Raw genomic sequence first — 17,408 nt, 5'->3', positions numbered from 1 at the left:
ATCTATTAACTTGCAGAAAGTAACTCATAAACCGTATGTGTACGAATAATATAGAAAGTAATGAATGAGGTGTCTTTAGGGGGGATTTTAATGAATTGGTTTGTACGTTATTGGTATCAACTGATGATAGAACATGATACGAGCTTTGTTCATAAAAGAAAATTGTCCCTTGCGAATAAGTTAGTACTTACAGCTTTGATGAGTACATTATAGCCACCATGTTTCAAGCAGCAGGAAACCTAGTTCCTGGTATAGGTTTGCTCATTAGACCATTTTCGACATTACCGATTTTTTTTGCTATTTTCTATTCTATTCGTGAGGGAATACTTTCTTATATTCTTACTATTTTTCTATTATTTATTATTGAGCCAAGTGAACTAATTGTCTTTCCTTTTACTACAGGCTTATTAGGTCTAGCCTTAGGAGTATCTTTTTTAAAATTAAAGAGGAGAATTTGGATTGTTTCCTTTTCAGCAACTTGTCTAATTATTGGTATTATGATTGTTCTCGATGTTTTCCGTTTTCCGGTACTTGGTCCTGCTGTTCATACAACTATGGATATAAAAATTATTTTATCAATATCTATAATGAGCTTTCTATACTGTTGGATTTATGCAGGTTTTTGCAGAATAATGATGAATAGATTATATAAAGTGTTGTATTAACAATGGCATAATGAGGATTGGAGATTGAATTCATGACTAACGTTGCAGTTAGAAGACCGAATTTGAATGATGTAGATGAACTATATTTATTTTTCCGTATCGTTATTACGAATACATACAAAAATGAAGGATTGTCACAATCATTGGATGACATAGAAAATGAAATTAACTCAAAAAAGCAGTATTTGAAAAGTGATTTTGATAGTAACGGAGAAGGTCGTTACTTTTTATTAGCAATTGATACAAGTAACGATAAAATCATTGGAACAATCGAAATCGGTCCAGCAAGTACATTGATTAATAGTTGTACAGGTGGTGTACTTAAAAATTTGTATGAAATAGGAACTGTATTCATACTTCCGGAGTATCAGAGAAAGGGAATAGGGAGTTTATTACTACATACAATGTTTCTTACATTACTTAGCAGAGGGATAACAGAATATTGTTTAGATAGTGGATATAAAAATGCGCAAAGTATATGGACGAAAAAGTTTGGAAAACCTAGCTATGTATTGAAAGATTACTGGGGAGAATCCAGCGATCATATGATTTGGAAGAAAAGTTTACATGATACACCTATAATATTTGAATTATAAAATGAAATATGCCTCTGAACATAGCTTTTCTTACTTATGTATGCTATTATTTATCTTTATAATAAAAGAGGACGTGAATGAACTTGATTAAAATTAATATTCCTGAAGCTGATGTTTCAATTACTGAACGTAAACAAGTTATTAAAGGAGACGAGCCAATCATTACTCCAATTAATGGATTTATCGATTTCCACTTGTTCCCTAGAGATAAAGGCGGCATTTTTATGTTTTACAATATTAATGACGAACTTCTTTTCGTAGGTAAAGCTCGTAAAATTAGACAACGTATTAAGAAGCATTTTGAAGATAATGTTTCACCAATTAAAAATCACCGTGATGAAGTATACCGCATTGATGCATGTATCGTAGAAGATCCAACAGAAAGAGAAATTTACGAAACATATATCATTAATGAATACAAAGCGAAATATAACGTTGATAAAGTATTCTACAAATAATCAACATTAATAAAAAGCAATCCTAGCTAATATGCCAGGATTGTTTTTTATTTAGATTTATTCTTCATATCTTTCTCCTTTTTTCAAATGATTAGCAGCAACAAAACAGATTACACCTATAAATATAAGTACAATACCAACCGTTTTATGTTTTCCCTCAAAGAAAGGAATATCTGAAATAACATTTGTCATACATAGTCCTAAAAATACAAGGATAGGGCCCACCCAAAGTAATACATTACCGAATTTTGTGTGCTTCCACATAATAACCCTCCTTAACCCTCTTTACATATATATCCATAAATGAAAAGTAAATTCATAGAGAAATATAGTTTTTTTCATATCGAAAATTTAACCCTCATATATTGGTACAAGCAAAAGAGAAAGGAGACCATCATGAATTGGTTAGAAGCTTTCATACTAGGTATAATTCAAGGTTTAACAGAATTTTTACCAATCAGTAGTACCGGACATCTTTATTTAGGAAGGCATTTGTTCCGATTAGATGAGGCTGGCTTATTTTTAGATACGATGCTGCATATTGGGACTTTACTTGCGGTTTTTATTTATTACAAAAAAGAATTTATATATTTAATTAAAAACCCATTTTCAAAGCTCATGTTATTACTTATCGTTGGGACAATACCCGCAGTTGTAATTGGTTTATTGTTTAAAGATTTCTTTGAAGATATTTCAAAAACAGGAATCACGATCGGTTGGGAGTTTTTAGTGACCGGATTCTTTCTTTACACGGCAGATAAACAAAAGAATGGTCGTAAAAAAATGGATGACATAACATATAAAGACGCATTAATTATCGGTTCATTTCAAGCTGCTGCTATTTTTCCAGCCATTTCCCGTTCTGGAATGACAATTGTCGCTGCATTATGGAGAAAATTAGACCGTGAAACTGCTGCTTACTTTTCTTTTTTACTATCGACACCAGCCATTGTTGGAGCTATCATTTTGCAATTTGTAGACGTTTTTCAAGGGAAAGCAGAATCTATTTCTAGTACATCTTTAATTGTCGGAACGTTATCAGCAGCATTTTTTGGATACATAGCCGTTTCATGGATGATTCAATATTTAAAACGTCACTCTTTAAAAGTATTCGCGTATTACGTATGGGGATTAGGTATTTTAATTTTAATGTTGCAATTTACTGATGTATTTTAAGTATAATGATAAAGAAGTTAATTAGTTTAAGATCCTGTTTCATTCATACAAGGCAGGATCTCTTTTTATTAAGGGGGAAAATATGTTTAATAAGGCTATCGTTATTGGTGGAAGTATAGCAGGAAAGTTTGCAGCAAAAGCATTATCAACTTCTTTTAAAGAAGTAATCATTATAGAAGCTGGTGAAAGGTGGGATGGAAAGTCTTCGAGAAAAAGAGTTCCACAAAGTAATCATCCTCACGTGTTATTAAAAGGTGGAGAAAACGCAATTGAAGAATTGTTTCCTAATATTACGAATGAATTAATAGAAGCAGGTAGTATCGTAAATAACTTTACTCGTGATTTAAAATGGCATCAATTTGGTTTATGGAAACAGCCATTCATAGGGGAAGTACATATGATTCAACAAAGTCGTCCTTTGCTAGAATGGCATATTCAAAAACGAATACATCAAATTTCAAATATTACTATTAAATATGAAACATTGGTTAAAGGGTTATTGGTAGATGCAAAGCTTAACAAAGTGTGTGGAGTAAAAGTTAAATATTTAGAGACAGACATACAAGAAGAAGTTCATGCAGACCTTGTAGTTGATGCGAGTGGATTTGGCTCAAAAAGTATAGAGTGGTTACGAGAATACGAAATTGAAGTACAAGAAGAGAAAGTTCGTATTGATTTATTTTACGCAACGAAAATGTTCAAACTTAAAGAAAACGAGAAATTAGACTGTTGCAATGTGCTAATGTCTCCGAGTTTCCCTGATAACCCTTATGGCGTTCTTATTCAAACGATAGAAGATAATCGTTATTTTGTTACTTTCAGTGGATACGCAAACGAGAAAGCACCACAAACAGATGATGAGTTTTATGATTTTGCTGAAAACCTATCAATTTCTAATGTTACAGACTTCCTAAACAAGGCTGAGGGAATTACTGATATAAAGACATACAAAATTCCTTATCAAGTACGCCGGCGATTTGATTTAGTGAATAATGTACCAGAAGGCTTATTAGTTGTTGGAGATGCGCAATGTCGTTTTGATCCCGTTTTCGGCCAAGGCGTATCAGTTGCTGCTATGGAGGCTCACCAGTTGCAATTACTTCTGCAAGGTAGAAAACAACTTGATAAAACATTTACACAACAATTTTATAAAAAGGCAGCTACTATAATAGAAACCCCATGGGATATGACAACAACGGAAATATCACGTCATCCGCAACTAAAGAGAGAATTAACTACAAAACAAAAATTTCAGCTATGGTATACGAAACAAATATATCGACTATCCGCAAGTAATTCTGATGTTTATATTCGGTTAGTACGAGTTATGAATTTAATTCGTAGTCCATTTCATCTTTTTCATCCGAAAGTGCTACTATCTGTATTACTTAATCGAAAGTAATAGCAGGAATATAATTGATTAAAAAAGAATGTATAACAGTTAGTAAATCTAGAAGGAGAATACGGGATGGAAATATACATAGAGCAACTAAAGAAACAAGATGCTAAGGATTTATTTACGTTTGAACTTACGAATAAATCTTTTTTTGAAACAATGGTACCAAATCGTGGCTCAAAATATTTTGAATTTGAATATTTCCAAAAACTACTAGACGATTTATTAATAGAACAAGCAGATGGAGATTCTTATTTTTATTTAATTCGTAATGAAGAAAAAGAAATTGTAGGGCGAATTAATTTAGTAGATATAGATACGGAAACTCGAATTAGTTCGCTCGGGTATCGGGTCGGAGAAAAATTTACTAAAAAAGGAGTTGCAACAGCAGCCGTAAAATTAATTTTAGATGTAGCGAAAAATAATGAAATTACTGAAGTTCATGCTAAAACAACGACTAATAATCTCGCATCACAAATTGTACTAGAAAAAAGCGGATTTTCTTCTTACCAAAACGAATCAGATATAACATCTGTAGAATTACATGGAGAACATGTGAAGTTTGTACACTATATTTGGAGAAATACTTCGCGCTTATAATAAGGAGGACTTATTCATGAATGATTTACGTTATCCAATTGGCCAATTTACATACAAACGTCCTATAACTGAAGAAATGATTGATACATGGATTCAAGAAATTGAAGATTTACCTAATGAACTAACGAAGGCAATTAAAGATTTAGATCAGAAGCAGTTAGATACACCATATCGCGTTGGAGGGTGGACTGTCCGTCAAGTTGTTCATCACGTTGTTGATAGCCATATGAATAGCTACATACGCTTTAAATTAGCACTGACAGAAAAGAATCCAACTATTAAGCCGTATAAAGAAGAGAAGTGGGCAGAGTTACCCGATTCAAAATTACCGGTAGATGTTTCACTAGTAATGCTAGATTCATTACATAAAAGATGGGTTAACCTTTTATATTCTCTAGAAATTGAAGATTTAGAAAAGACATTTAACCATCCTGAAACTGGTGAAACAAAACTTGCTGTTGCAATAGGACTATACGCATGGCACGGACGGCATCATACAGCTCATATAACTTCATTAAGAAAGCGACTAAATTGGTAACATGGAGATTACATTAGAGAAGGCGACAGAAAGTGATGCAGAAGTTATATTTCAAATGCAAATAGACTCATTTAGCCCTTTATTACATAAATATAAAGACTATGAAACAAATCCAGCAAATGAAACTATCGAAAAAACTATTTGTAGAATAAATCATGTAGACGGTGGCTTCTATAAAATAATAGTGGCAATGAATCTTGTTGGAGCGATATGCATTTCACAAAAAGAAACACCCTCTAAATTTTGGATCAGTCCAATGTTTATTCACCCGAGTTATCAAGGAAAAGGAATTGCCCAAAAGGTACTTACATTAATTGAGGAAATGTTTCCTGAAGCAACGAGCTGGGAACTTGCTACTATTTTAGAAGAAGAGAAAAATTGTTTTTTGTATGAAAAGATGGAGTATAAAAGAACAGAAGTTATAAAGAAATTAAATGATGAAACTACACTTATTTATTACAAAAAAGAAAGGTAAAGCATATAAAATACGCTTTACCTTTTTATATTATTTTAGATTAAATATACAAAAACAATGTATATTCTTCCAAAATACTCGGGTTAGTAATTTTAAAAATGAATAAAAATACAAAAACCACTACTTGGTCGTAAAGGTTACTAACGCTTTTTGAATGCTTAAAATACTATCGTCACCTTTAAATTCTTTCGTAATTGGATCCTCCATACTAGACACCCAAATTTTAAGTTCTGCATCTAAATCAAAATGCCCAGCCGTTTCGATGCTATATTGTGTAATACTTTTATAAGGAATAGAATGGTATTCTGTTTTTTTGCCAGTTACTCCTTGTTTATCTACTAAAATAAGACGACGATTTGTAAATACGATTAGATCACGAATTAATTTATAAGCATGCTCTACTTTTTCATCGTCTAGCATAATCTTCTCTAAATCACGTTCTACACTTTCAGAACTCGTATTTGATGCATTTCCTAAAATACCGCTAAATAAACCCATATTAAATTCCTCCTTTAATATATGTGGAATGAATTACTTATATTGTAACATGTTACTCACAAAGATATTATGACATTACTTTAGTAGTTTCTGGTTATTGTTGTAATTAGTTTATAAAACCTCATCTTAAAATCTTATGCTAATATGAAATTAAGAAAAAAGAAGCAGAGGGATATAGCATGAAGAATATTGGTTTAGTATTAGAGGGCGGAGGAATGAAAGGTTTATATACTGCAGGTGTACTCGAATATTTCATGGAAAAGAACTTATTCTTTCCGTATGTAGTCGGCGTATCAGCTGGAGCCTGTATGGGAGCAACCTATTTGTCACGTCAAAAAGGTAGAAATAAGAAAGTAAATACAGAGCTAGTATCAGATTACAGGTATATATCTTATCGAAACTTAATTCGAAAACGTGAATTATTCGGAATGGATTTTTTATTTGATGAAGTACCTAATAAAATTGTACCATTTGATTTTCAAACTTTCTTAAACTGTAATGAACAGTTTGTTATAGGGACGACTGATTGCGAATCAGGACAAGCCATTTATTATAATAAAGCAGAACACGGAAATGATATTTTAAAAATCATTCGCGCCTCAAGCTCTGTACCGTTTATAGCACCTGCTGTAGAATATGATAATCGAAAATTACTAGATGGAGGAATTATAGATCCTATACCAGTTTTAAAAGCTCAAACTGATGGTTATGAAAAGAACGTTGTAATTATGACAAAGCCAGAAGGATATGAGAAGCAGCGGAATAAATTTTCAGGCCTGGCTAAAATTTTATATAGAAAATATCCGAAAATCGCAGAGAATTTAGTAGACCATTATCGTTTTTATAATGAGACGATATCTTATATGAATCGAGAAGAACAAAAAGATAATTTTTATGTAATTCAACCAAGTGTACAGCTTCCTATAAGCGGAATAGAAAGAAATAAGGAAAAGCTCGTTAATCTATATAATCTTGGGTATATCGATGCTCAATATCATTATGAAAACTTATTAAATTGGATAGAGAAATAAAGGGGTGGAAAGTTGCTATTAGGTAAAAAGGTGATTTTTAATGAATTGCAGAGAATGCATAGTCCACTGCACAAATCGTTTCCTTATCGTGCTACAGCAAAAATGCAGCTAAACTTAAAAAGTGAGTTTACCGAAGATGACTGTATAAACGCTGATTTTAATCATTATTGGATGCATACAGCAGCTACTTTAAATTCTATACTAAATGGAAACGAACTGAACATTACGTTTCAACAAATAAAGTGGTTAAGAAAATCGTTTTTTGAGTGGTTTTCGCAATATCGTTTTCTAGAAACAGAAATTGTGAATTATCCCATTTTGTATAGAGATTTCATAAGTTATAAAGCGAAAACGTACAGGTTACATTACTTGTACGTTTTTTTGTTCATAAAACATTCAATTTTAACAACTAGTTTATATAGGAATTCTAACGAGAAGAAAGAAGTACATATTATAGAATGATGTAGGGGAGGAGAGAGGAATAGCTGTTTTCCTTTAAGATATTGTCCAATTCGAATACAGTTAGTTATTTATGTTAAAATATTTCGAGTGAAATCAAGCTTTAAACAAAATAAGTCAACAATGCAGAAGGGACAACATTAACATGGAAAACGTATCAAAAATAGATAAATTGGAATCAATAAAATCTTTACAGTCAACAATCCGTAAACTTGAAAATGCCTTATCACAGATGACTCAAAAGGGCTCAAATACTACTTTAGTGAAAAAAAGACTCAAAGCAGCTAGTATCAGCTTAGCTATGTTAGAAAGTGTTTGGAAGCAAGAAACTCATCATTATACTCAAGAAGATTTAGCAGAAGCTCGTAATGTTCTGATTGGTTTGCTTCCATCAATTGAAAAGATTTACGATAAGTCAAAGCTTGGGAGTCCTCAAAGAACACTTTTAGAAAGAAGAATAAAATCATTGGAACTTTCTATTCAAGCGATTGATAATTTTTCTAATCAATAACTTCTCTAAACACATTACTTACGACTACTTTTATATAGGGATTCTAATGAAAAAACTACATATAGAGTACTACAAAAGAGGAAGAGAGGTGACTTCGATCATTAGTCATAAGTTAGAGCAGCTTAAAAATCAATTAAAGAATGGAAACGAAAAAGCTCTTTATACTTTTTTGCATGAAATCAAATCATACACCACTAATAGAACTATGCCCTATAGATAATCAGTATAAACTTATAACGTATATATGGTTAGGCAATCAAAATACTGAAAATGTTTATGTATTCGGTAGTTTTCCTGGTTGGGATCTGTCTGTAAATCAATTACAACGATTGTTACAGACAGATATTTGGTATGTTACGTTTAGAACAAATAAGAGTTTTATTTCAACTTATTATTTTACAGTAAATGATTTTTTCGAAAATAATTGGATAAAGCGTAGTGAACAGTATCGATTAGACCCATTTAATAAAAATACATTTGGAGAAGGTACCAATAAAGCGTCTGTGTTAAAAATAAGTATGGACATGCAGTATAGCAGTCGTTTCCCTTCAAATCATTATCCATCTGGGAGAATTGAAACATATTCTTTTCATAGTTCGATTTTAAATAACACACGTAAAATTCATATTTATACGCCTCATGATTATTCTCACACTCCACATCTTCAAGAACTTCTCATTGTATTTGATGGGAATTCATTCATTCAGAGCCTTTCAATTGAAAAAACACTTAATTATTTAATTTACGAAAAAGAAATCCCATCTTGCATTGCTGTTGCTATAGATCCTGTCGATCGATTAGAAGAGCTAACTTATAACGATAAAATGAATGCATTTTTAACGAAGGAATTACTTCCGTGGATTCAAGCTAAGTATCACGTTTATCAAGAAAAGAATCATACAACAATTGCTGGTTTCAGTCTTGGTGGCTTAGCAGCTTTTTATGCAGCACTTCAAAATCCACATATTTTCGGAAATGTGTTGTCAATGTCTGGATCCGTACATTGGAAAAAGGATAATTATGAAAATACAATTCCTTGGATTGAAAATCAAATTTCATCAATAAATTCTAATGCGACTCATCTACATTCTTACATAGCAGTAGGTGAACTCGAAAACGAACCTCTTTTAACAGCTAATAGACGGCTATATAAAGCTTTAGAAGCAAAGAAATACCAAACCACTTACGAAGAGTTTCAAGGTGGACATGATAGCGTATGGTGGCGAGAAAAGCTATTCGATGGATTAAGGGCATTAGAATTTACAAAAACGACATTAGAAAATAAAAAGGAGAGAGAATCTATGAATCAAGAAGAACTAGATAAAAAACTAAAAAAACAAGAGATTTTAGTAAAAGATGAGAAAGTTTGTTCTTATACGTATGAGGATCATATTAGTTCTATCGTTAAACAAGCAGAACAGAAAGGAGCTTTTGATCATTTACCTGGTAAAGGGAAACCTCTTAATCTTGATAAAGATCTTTCGTACAATCCTGAAAAGCAACTTTATAGAACTTTAGCAAATAATCATGTTTTACCTAGGTGGATTGAGCTTTCAAAAGAAATTGATGATTTAAAAGAAAAGCTAAAAGAAAATACAAATACTGCAGAAGCAGCGGATTTAATTCGAACTATTAATAAAAAGGTATTAGAACATAATCTACTTTGTCCACCAAGCGCGCAAAAAATGAGGGTGAAAATGGATTTTTAACGATTTTCAATTAAGCTATTGCTTACTATATAATTAAGTTAGGCATTTTCAATTCATTACTAAAAGGAGGCAAATATAGTGAAGAATACGTATCAACTTCAAATTCCGAAAGAACTAGAACAGTATCGTAGTATTTTAGAAGAAAGTGTGAAACCGTATGTTAAAGTGTCTGGAACATTAGCAGAGACAACGCTTTTTGAAAGTAAGTTTGGTGGATATCCGTATTTACCTATAGATCAAGAGCATCCTAAAGACTCAAACGGACAACCTATGATGCTACTTGCGCAGTTAAACCTTGAAGAAATACCAAACATTGAACATATGCCTCAACATGGAATGTTACAGTTTTTCATAAGTGCTGAAGAAGATCTTTTTGGAGCAGATTTTGATCATCCCACAAGCCAAAAAGACTTTCGAATTGTTTATCATTCTACAATCACAGCGGATTTAACTAAGGTGATTACTGATTTTAGTTATTTAAACACTTTAGATTTAGAGAATTTTATCATACCCAAAGCAGCAAAACTAAAGTTTGAGTTGGCATATCAACCAGTAACACCAAGAGATTATCGATTTGAAATGATTTTTAATGATAACATTGATTGGGAAGAAATTGTTGATGAAGAAAATAATACAGAATTAGGCGAACTGTATGATGATTTATGTAAGGATCAAGGACATAAAATTGGTGGTTATCCATTTTTCACACAGACAGATCCAAGGGAATGGGAAGAAAAATACCAGCAACATGACATATTATTGATACAAATCGATACAGACGATTCATTAAATATTATGTGGGGAGATTCTGGCGTTGCTAATTTCTTTATACGTAAGGAAGATTTGTTAAATCTAGATTTTTCCAATGTCATTTACAATTGGGATTGTTACTAGAAGATATAAATAAAATAATAGCAAACAAAAAATCTTCCTGAAGGTGAGGAGGATTTTTTTATGTTAAAAATAAGCGTTATGTTAACTAGAATAAAAAACAATGAGTGTAATGAAAGTCAAGTCTAAATAACAGAAATAACAACAAATAATGTAAAGTTGTAAAACATGTGCAAATAGCAATAAATTCATTAAGTAAAACATAAAATAAAATTACTAATTTATATTTTGTATAGAAATAATTTTTCTGTATAAAAATTTCTTGCCAATCAAAAATGTTTTTAATTCGTTAAATCTTAAGCGATTATTGATTAAGATTTGCTGTGATGAATTTATAACAAATAAAAACGATAAAAACTGAAAAAATTTGTTTAGATAAGATTTAATGTAAATCTCACCAAAAATCTCCGTTTCGTCTCATTAAGTATAGTTTACTTGGGTTTTGATACCTGGTATTGCTTTGTTTCTATAACTGCCTATAATATATATTATGTTAACTAACTTTAAATAATAAACTTATTATAGGTAAGTTATTTTTGTGATTAGCCTCCCCTCGTTCTTTTTAATCATTCTGTGTGATGGATTGTTTAGTTATTTGTTTTATAAGTTGTTGATGAAAATGTCTCCAGATATAAATTATATTTAAGACAATAAAAAATGCAATTCGTTTTAACTGAACACATTAAACGAATTGCATTGATATGATTCATAATAAGTTTTTAAAATTAGTTTGCTACAGCAATTGCTTCGATTTCAATTAAAAAGTTATCGTTAATTAACTTTCTAACTTCTACAGCTGAACTTGCTGGTGGATTTTTAGTATCAATGTATTGATCTCGTATATCTCTAACAGTGGCCATTTGAGAAATATCTGTTAGGAAAAATGTTAATTTTACTACATCATTAAATCTTAATTCCGAAGTTTCTAATGCACTTTTAATATTTTCGAAAACTTGTCGCGTTTGTGTAGCTAAATCACCAATGCCAACTATTTGACCATCAGTGTTAATCGCTACTTGTCCAGATATGTAAATTGTTCGTTTAGCGTTACTAACTTCCACTACATGTGAATATCCAGAAGTTGGTGGCATCGTTTCTGGATTGATAAATTTCTTTTGCAAGGTGTCTCTCTCCTTTTTTATCAAGACAATTGTAAAATCTATGTATTTACTATATTCAATCAATAAAATTAAGAATCCTTTATGATTTAAAAATAAAAAACCTTAGAATAGCTATCTTCATACCTATTCTAAGGTTTTTTAGGATTTTATATTTAGTTATCGCTAGTGGACATTGTTAAATTAATCTTTTCATAATCTCTTTTAAATTGATTATCATTTTTTAGCCAACGTTTGAAAGCCGATTCGCTTATTTCTAAATTTGAACAAGTTATAGCATTACATTTATTTTTCATATATTCTTCAAGGAAACTTTGTTTTCTTTGCTTAACAGCAGTTTGAGTTTGTTTTAATTTTCGATCTTGTAATTGATCTAAACTCAGACTTTCTTTCTGAAACACTTCATATTTTCTATGCAAATAAATATCTTTGTCTTTATAAATCCAATTTGAAAATAGTTGTATTGATTTTCTTCCAGATAAAATAACACGATAATGTTTGTTTTGATTTAGTAAATCGGCTCGTAAATTGCGATTTTGAAGAATTTGATGTAAAGAATTCATAAAGTTATATGATCCACCTACGAAATTAACTGTATAAGTTTCATACTTGACGTAACCATCCCCATCAAAATACCCACGAACAAAATGATGCAAATATTCTTCTGGTACAAAAGGAAATTCGATGTTAAATGATTTACATGGCATAATTCCGTGTATGTTCATAAGGTCGTCTTTTATTGTTTTGCTATTAATATTTAGCATATATACGCCTGTTTTTTTGTTTTGATAAAGTGGCTGGTTTGTTTTTAGTTCTTTTTTTATATCTTCTAAAATATAACTTTCTTTTTGAGATATACTGACACATTGATTTTCTTTCTGTATAACACCATCTGCTGCTATAAACCCTAAAATATAAGCCATATTGTTTGACCACGTTTTAAAATAATCTTCTGTTATGTCATACTTTCTCTTCCAACTCCCTATAGCGCGTCTTGGTACGTTATTGTCTGATAAAACCATACGAATATACCTTGCAGACACATTAGCAAGCATGGCGATTTCTGAGGTTCTCTTCCCTTCAGTATACAAATGCATGATTTCAGATTTTGATAGTTTACATTTTGATTTCTTTTTTCGCTCTATGTGCACTTACATCCTCTCCTTCCTTTCTTTTATTAGAGACATATTTTCTTCTATAACATACAACGAAACGTATGTTCTTTGTTGCGTATAAGAAGGAATTTACTAAATAAAAACAATTTACATGTACTTAATATTTGTTTTAGCTGCCACTGTGCAATTTGTACTTTATAGATACAAATAATGAATTTGACGAATTTATGAAATACAAGGCAATTTAGATGAAAGGTAAAATAATATAGTTTAAACTACAAATAGCTACAATAACAACATACGTAAATTGTTAATCGTAAAAAGGAGAACGAATGAATAAGAAATATACAAATCAAATTCATACTGATATGAGTTTTAAACCGAAAGATATTATAAGTTTAATGACGGATTACTTTAAAATAAAATCAAAGCTGCGTCCTATAAAGGATTTGCCTATCGTTTTATCAAATAAAGATAATGAATCGTTAGAGAGTGTTACATGGTTTGGCCATTCTGCTTCTCTTTTGAAAATAGAAGGTAAAAAACTATTATTAGACCCTATGTTTGGAGATGCCTCTTCCCCATTTCCTTTGTTTAATAGTAAACGCTATAGTGGTACTTTTTCTTTAGAACGTGATGACCTTCAAGAAATTGATGCGATTATCATTTCTCATAATCACTATGATCATTTGAATTACAAAAGTATTATGCAGTTAAAAGATCGCGCAAAGCACTTTTATGTTCCAACTGGAGTTGCACAATATCTTATTAAATGGGGTGTTTCGCCTAGTAAAATTAGTGAACATAATTGGTGGGACGAAATTACGTTTGATAATATTAAGTTAGTATGTGCGCCTGCAAGGCATTTCTCGGGACGTGGTATGACAGATAGAGATCGTTCATTATGGTGTTCATGGCTTATTCTTGGTCAAGAGACTAAAATTTTCTTTAGTGGTGATAGCGGTTATGCCCCTCACTTTAAGGAATTTGGTGATAAATACGGTCCATTCGATCTTACATTAATGGAATGCGGGCAATATGATCCGAGGTGGTCTGCTATTCATATGTTGCCTGAAGAAACGGTACAAGCTCATATTGATGTTAAAGGAGAATTACTTCTTCCGATTCATTGGGGTGCCTTTACGTTAGCATTACACGAATGGAGTGACCCGATAGAACGTGTTACGAAAGAAGCTAACCGTTTAGGAGTTAAAATTACAACGCCTCAAATTGGTGAATCTATTACGTTAAAATCTACAAATTATCCTTCATCCGCTTGGTGGAAGGAAATTTAATTTTAAAATATAAAAAGAGCGAATCCTCTTATAAAGAATTCGCTCTTTTTTCTGTATTTAAACTTATTTCACAATATTGGATTTCCCACTATCTAAAACTCTATTTGCTGGTACACTGGACATTTCAACCACTGTATTCATACTCTTATCAGTCAGTTCAATGAGTTCGGTTTCATGTTTTATTTTATTTAAATCCCACACCATCCCATGAAATTCATTATGCTGACCACTTACCTGTATAATGCTTTTTGTTTTATTTGAAGGCTGTATTTGAAGATTTGTAAATTGATTCCCACTAATTTCATTTGGCGTAGTTACTTGACTATCCATATAAATCATATTTACACAGTCTTCTAAAGAAAAGTTCATAAAACGATTGGCATTTATCCAAGCTTGTCCGGTGCTCGGTTTTTTTGCTACTAATTTTAGTCCGGTTTCCATTCCTACAATTTTAATGTTTTCAAAGTTAACAAACGAAATTTCATTTTCTTTTCCAGCAGAGTATAAAGAAATTCCGGTACCTTTATTCGTTTCCGTCCAATTGATAATATTTATATCTTTTATTTGTGTTTTGTTCCAAGTGTTATAATATTTATTTTTACCGTCTAAATAAATAACTTCAGAGTTAAATTTAGGATCGTCAATAGCTATATACGCTCCTTCAATGGATGCGTTGTTCTCCAGTTCTAGAACTCTAAAGTTTCCCTCAACTACAAATTGGGATCCATAACCAAATAATAATTTCACACCTTTTTTAACAATGATTGGTGACGTAATTTTATACTTCTTATCATCAAGTAATACCGTTTTAATTTTACTAGATTCTGCTTTATTAATAGCAGATTGTATTTTTATTGAATCATTTGCCCCTTTAAAGTTTTCTACATACAAGTTAGTACTTTTAGCTGCATAGTCTTTTTTGTTGTATTGATAAAAAGCAAAAGTAATTAAAACTATACCAATGAGTAAAACAATTATTTTCTTCATCATACTCACCCCATATCGATTAATCTATGGCTTTTATATTGAGGTTATTATTATTTTGCTTTGTATTTCAGATTACCATTGCTGCTTTGTCTATGATTGAATTATATTATGTAGGATTTAGTAAACTATTTGCTTTACTAATACATCATTCTTATAATGTATTGATTTATGATTTCATAAATCAATAGTCTGCTTGTACATAATGTAATTCCTTCCTCTATCCCTAATACGCTCTTACTGGTGATATAAGATGTACTGCTGCAGATTGTTCTCCTGCTTCAATCAATATCGGTCTCATAGAACCGCCAAAGCTTAAAGTAATCGTTTCTTCTTTTATTGTTCGTAAAGCATCAACCATAAAATGCCCATCGAAAGATATATTTAATTGTTTTTCACCTTGAATTGCATCTATTTGTTGCGTTTCGGATATTTGCCCAATTTGAGAAGCGTTTGAAGAAATTTTAATTGTGGATTCGTTTATGATTTCTAAGTTAACATTGTTATTGGCCCATTCACTTGCTAATAAACTTGATCGGTCTACACCTTGTAATATCTTTTTTCTATCTACGTTAATAATCGTTTTAAAATCATTTGGAATAAGGTTAGAAATATTAGGATATTTCCCTTCAATTAGTCTTGAATATAATGTAGTTGTTCCAAACGTAAATATAATATGACTCTCCGAAAAGTAGATATATACGAATTCCGAATTGCTGTTCATTAATTTTAGAAGTTCATTAATGGTTGCGCTTGGTACAATACAATTTGCTTTTACATCTGAGGAAAGTAGCGTTTCACGTATCGCTAGTCTATGTGAGTCAGTTGCAGCACAAATTAACTTATTATTAGATAACTCTATATGCACCCCAGTAAGAACAGGTCTAGATTCATTTTTCGCTACCGCAAAGACTGTTTGTTTAAATACTTCAATCAATTGCTCTGTCTCTACTTTGATTTCTGCATGATTGTCTATAAGCGGTACATTCGGAAACTCATCTGCAGGAAATCCATTTAAACTTAATGTGATTTCTTCTGATTGTATCGTAATTAATTGCTCATTCTTACTTTTTATTGCTATATCACTTGGCATTTTCTTTATTATTTCAATGAAATACTTTGCAGGTACAACAATAGTTCCTGCCTTTAAAATAGTTGCAATCTTTTCGTCTTCAATTAAAACAGGAATGAATTTTTCAATAAAAATATTCGAGTTACTTGCAATTAAAGTAATTCCAGATTGATCTGCAGTTATTTTTATACCAGATAATATAGGAATTAAAGATTTTGTTGATATTGCTTTGTTGACTTCTGAAAGTGCTTGAGTGAATTGTTTGTGATTAACGATAAACTCCATTTTTTCCCCGCCTTACATGAGATAATATTTTTATGAAGATTGATGAACGATTGTTCCGTTAAAAAAATAAGGTACTGTTTCTTTCTTTTGTAATAAATCTAGTAAATGTTCTGGTATGCGTAAATATGGAGCTGCTATATGTAATTCCATCCAAGTAATCTCTTCAATTTCTTTCGGCCTTGATATATATGTCTCTCCGCCAATTATTTCACCTAGAAAATTAAAGAAAATTGCATGATGATCTCTTTCCTCGAAAAAGGCTTCGCTGATAGAACAAATCCCTTTTACGTTTATATGTAACCCTGTTTCTTCTTTTACTTCTCGAATTACTGCTTCTTCCAATGTTTCTCCTAATTTAACTGCGCCACCTGGTAATGTATAATAAGAACCATTTTCCCCTTTGTTTTTTACCATTAAAATCTTTTCATTAGTTTTATCGTACAAAATCGCGTATGTAACATTAACTTTTTTCATATGTACCTCCTCCATTTTTAATAAAAGGAATTTTCTGTCTTCTATTCATTCTACCATTAACT

Annotated in this window: 17 protein-coding genes and 4 pseudogenes; 14 read left to right on the top strand and 7 right to left on the bottom strand. The window is 31.2% G+C overall.

The annotated features are described in order from the left end of the window. Positions 1-90: 90 nt before the first annotated feature. From MR136_RS11125 to MR136_RS11115, 3 genes and pseudogenes are all read left to right on the top strand, one after another. Positions 91-665: pseudogene (locus MR136_RS11125) on the top strand (hypothetical protein). A gap of 32 nt (positions 666-697) precedes the next feature. Continuing rightward, positions 698-1,261, top strand: a complete 564-nt coding sequence (locus MR136_RS11120; protein ID WP_000185966.1) for a GNAT family N-acetyltransferase — start codon at positions 698-700, stop codon at positions 1,259-1,261. 77 nt (positions 1,262-1,338) lie between these two features. After that, positions 1,339-1,719 carry a nucleotide excision repair endonuclease gene (locus MR136_RS11115; RefSeq protein ID WP_001048941.1) on the top strand — a complete coding sequence of 127 codons (381 nt, stop codon included), beginning with the start codon at positions 1,339-1,341 and terminating at the stop codon, positions 1,717-1,719. Between the two features lie 57 nt (positions 1,720-1,776). Here the strand turns inward: MR136_RS11115 and MR136_RS11110 are convergent, their stop codons facing one another. After that, a complete protein-coding gene (locus MR136_RS11110; RefSeq protein WP_000265477.1) occupies positions 1,777-1,983 on the bottom strand; it encodes a hypothetical protein in 207 nt (68 codons plus the stop codon). Between the two features lie 132 nt (positions 1,984-2,115). Here MR136_RS11110 and MR136_RS11105 point away from each other — a divergent pair, with 132 nt between their 5' ends. From MR136_RS11105 to MR136_RS11085, 5 genes and pseudogenes are all read left to right on the top strand, one after another. Next, the gene (locus MR136_RS11105; protein WP_001104304.1) at positions 2,116-2,895 is read left to right on the top strand and encodes an undecaprenyl-diphosphate phosphatase; all 780 of its coding nucleotides are present in this window, start codon (positions 2,116-2,118) and stop codon (positions 2,893-2,895) included. 82 nt (positions 2,896-2,977) lie between these two features. After that, entirely contained in the window at positions 2,978-4,297 is a 1,320-nt protein-coding gene (locus MR136_RS11100) for an FAD-dependent oxidoreductase (protein ID WP_103622019.1), read from the top strand. 66 nt (positions 4,298-4,363) lie between these two features. Further along, complete coding sequence (locus tag MR136_RS11095) at positions 4,364-4,891, top strand: GNAT family N-acetyltransferase (RefSeq protein WP_000409241.1); 528 nt, start codon at positions 4,364-4,366, stop codon at positions 4,889-4,891. 16 nt (positions 4,892-4,907) lie between these two features. After that, complete coding sequence (locus MR136_RS11090; RefSeq protein ID WP_000999070.1) at positions 4,908-5,429, top strand: YfiT family bacillithiol transferase; 522 nt, start codon at positions 4,908-4,910, stop codon at positions 5,427-5,429. A gap of 1 nt (position 5,430) precedes the next feature. Beyond that, positions 5,431-5,904 (top strand): annotated as a pseudogene (locus MR136_RS11085) (GNAT family N-acetyltransferase); the annotation flags it as partial. Between the two features lie 120 nt (positions 5,905-6,024). On the opposite strand, the gene MR136_RS11080 reads toward MR136_RS11085, so the two are convergent. Then, positions 6,025-6,402, bottom strand: a complete 378-nt coding sequence (locus tag MR136_RS11080; protein ID WP_000522472.1) for a PH domain-containing protein — start codon at positions 6,400-6,402, stop codon at positions 6,025-6,027. Between the two features lie 179 nt (positions 6,403-6,581). On the opposite strand from MR136_RS11080, the gene MR136_RS11075 reads away from it, so the two are divergent. From MR136_RS11075 to MR136_RS11055, 5 genes and pseudogenes are all read left to right on the top strand, one after another. After that, positions 6,582-7,433, top strand: a complete 852-nt coding sequence (locus tag MR136_RS11075) for a patatin-like phospholipase family protein (RefSeq protein WP_103622021.1) — start codon at positions 6,582-6,584, stop codon at positions 7,431-7,433. Positions 7,434-7,445: 12 nt separating this feature from the next. Continuing rightward, positions 7,446-7,805, top strand: a pseudogene (locus MR136_RS11070) (YxiJ-like family protein); the annotation flags it as partial. A 232-nt stretch (positions 7,806-8,037) separates the two neighbouring features. Then, the gene (locus MR136_RS11065) at positions 8,038-8,403 is read left to right on the top strand and encodes a hypothetical protein (protein WP_103622022.1); all 366 of its coding nucleotides are present in this window, start codon (positions 8,038-8,040) and stop codon (positions 8,401-8,403) included. Positions 8,404-8,491: 88 nt separating this feature from the next. Then, positions 8,492-10,112 (top strand): annotated as a pseudogene (locus MR136_RS11060) (DnaJ family domain-containing protein). Positions 10,113-10,190: 78 nt separating this feature from the next. Continuing rightward, a complete protein-coding gene (locus tag MR136_RS11055) occupies positions 10,191-11,006 on the top strand; it encodes a YwqG family protein (RefSeq protein WP_119683486.1) in 816 nt (271 codons plus the stop codon). A 722-nt stretch (positions 11,007-11,728) separates the two neighbouring features. On the opposite strand, the gene MR136_RS11050 is transcribed toward MR136_RS11055, so the two are convergent. Next, positions 11,729-12,124, bottom strand: a complete 396-nt coding sequence (locus MR136_RS11050) for a RidA family protein (protein WP_001169716.1) — start codon at positions 12,122-12,124, stop codon at positions 11,729-11,731. A gap of 152 nt (positions 12,125-12,276) precedes the next feature. Next, positions 12,277-13,272 (bottom strand): LAGLIDADG family homing endonuclease, encoded by a 996-nt coding sequence (locus MR136_RS11045; protein WP_242259392.1) that lies wholly within the window; start codon positions 13,270-13,272, stop codon positions 12,277-12,279. A gap of 296 nt (positions 13,273-13,568) precedes the next feature. Here MR136_RS11045 and MR136_RS11040 point away from each other — a divergent pair, with 296 nt between their 5' ends. Then, the gene (locus tag MR136_RS11040; protein ID WP_098582548.1) at positions 13,569-14,531 is read left to right on the top strand and encodes an MBL fold metallo-hydrolase; all 963 of its coding nucleotides are present in this window, start codon (positions 13,569-13,571) and stop codon (positions 14,529-14,531) included. Positions 14,532-14,594: 63 nt separating this feature from the next. On the opposite strand, the gene MR136_RS11035 is transcribed toward MR136_RS11040, so the two are convergent. The 3 genes from MR136_RS11035 to MR136_RS11025 form a co-directional block, all read right to left on the bottom strand. Next, positions 14,595-15,518 carry a hypothetical protein gene (locus tag MR136_RS11035; RefSeq protein ID WP_141540571.1) on the bottom strand — a complete coding sequence of 308 codons (924 nt, stop codon included), beginning with the start codon at positions 15,516-15,518 and terminating at the stop codon, positions 14,595-14,597. 223 nt (positions 15,519-15,741) lie between these two features. After that, positions 15,742-16,872, bottom strand: coding sequence for a DNA polymerase III subunit beta (gene dnaN / locus MR136_RS11030; protein ID WP_242259391.1), 1,131 nt, complete (start codon positions 16,870-16,872; stop codon positions 15,742-15,744). Positions 16,873-16,902: 30 nt separating this feature from the next. Continuing rightward, positions 16,903-17,346, bottom strand: a complete 444-nt coding sequence (locus MR136_RS11025) for an NUDIX hydrolase (RefSeq protein WP_000757601.1) — start codon at positions 17,344-17,346, stop codon at positions 16,903-16,905. Positions 17,347-17,408 lie beyond the last annotated feature (62 nt).

This window comes from Bacillus cereus group sp. BfR-BA-01311, from assembly GCF_022664295.1.
In the GTDB taxonomy this organism is placed as follows: domain Bacteria; phylum Bacillota; class Bacilli; order Bacillales; family Bacillaceae_G; genus Bacillus_A; species Bacillus_A cereus.
The sequence above is the reverse complement of the archived record's forward strand: the minus strand, read 5'-3'. Positions and strand labels throughout refer to the sequence as shown.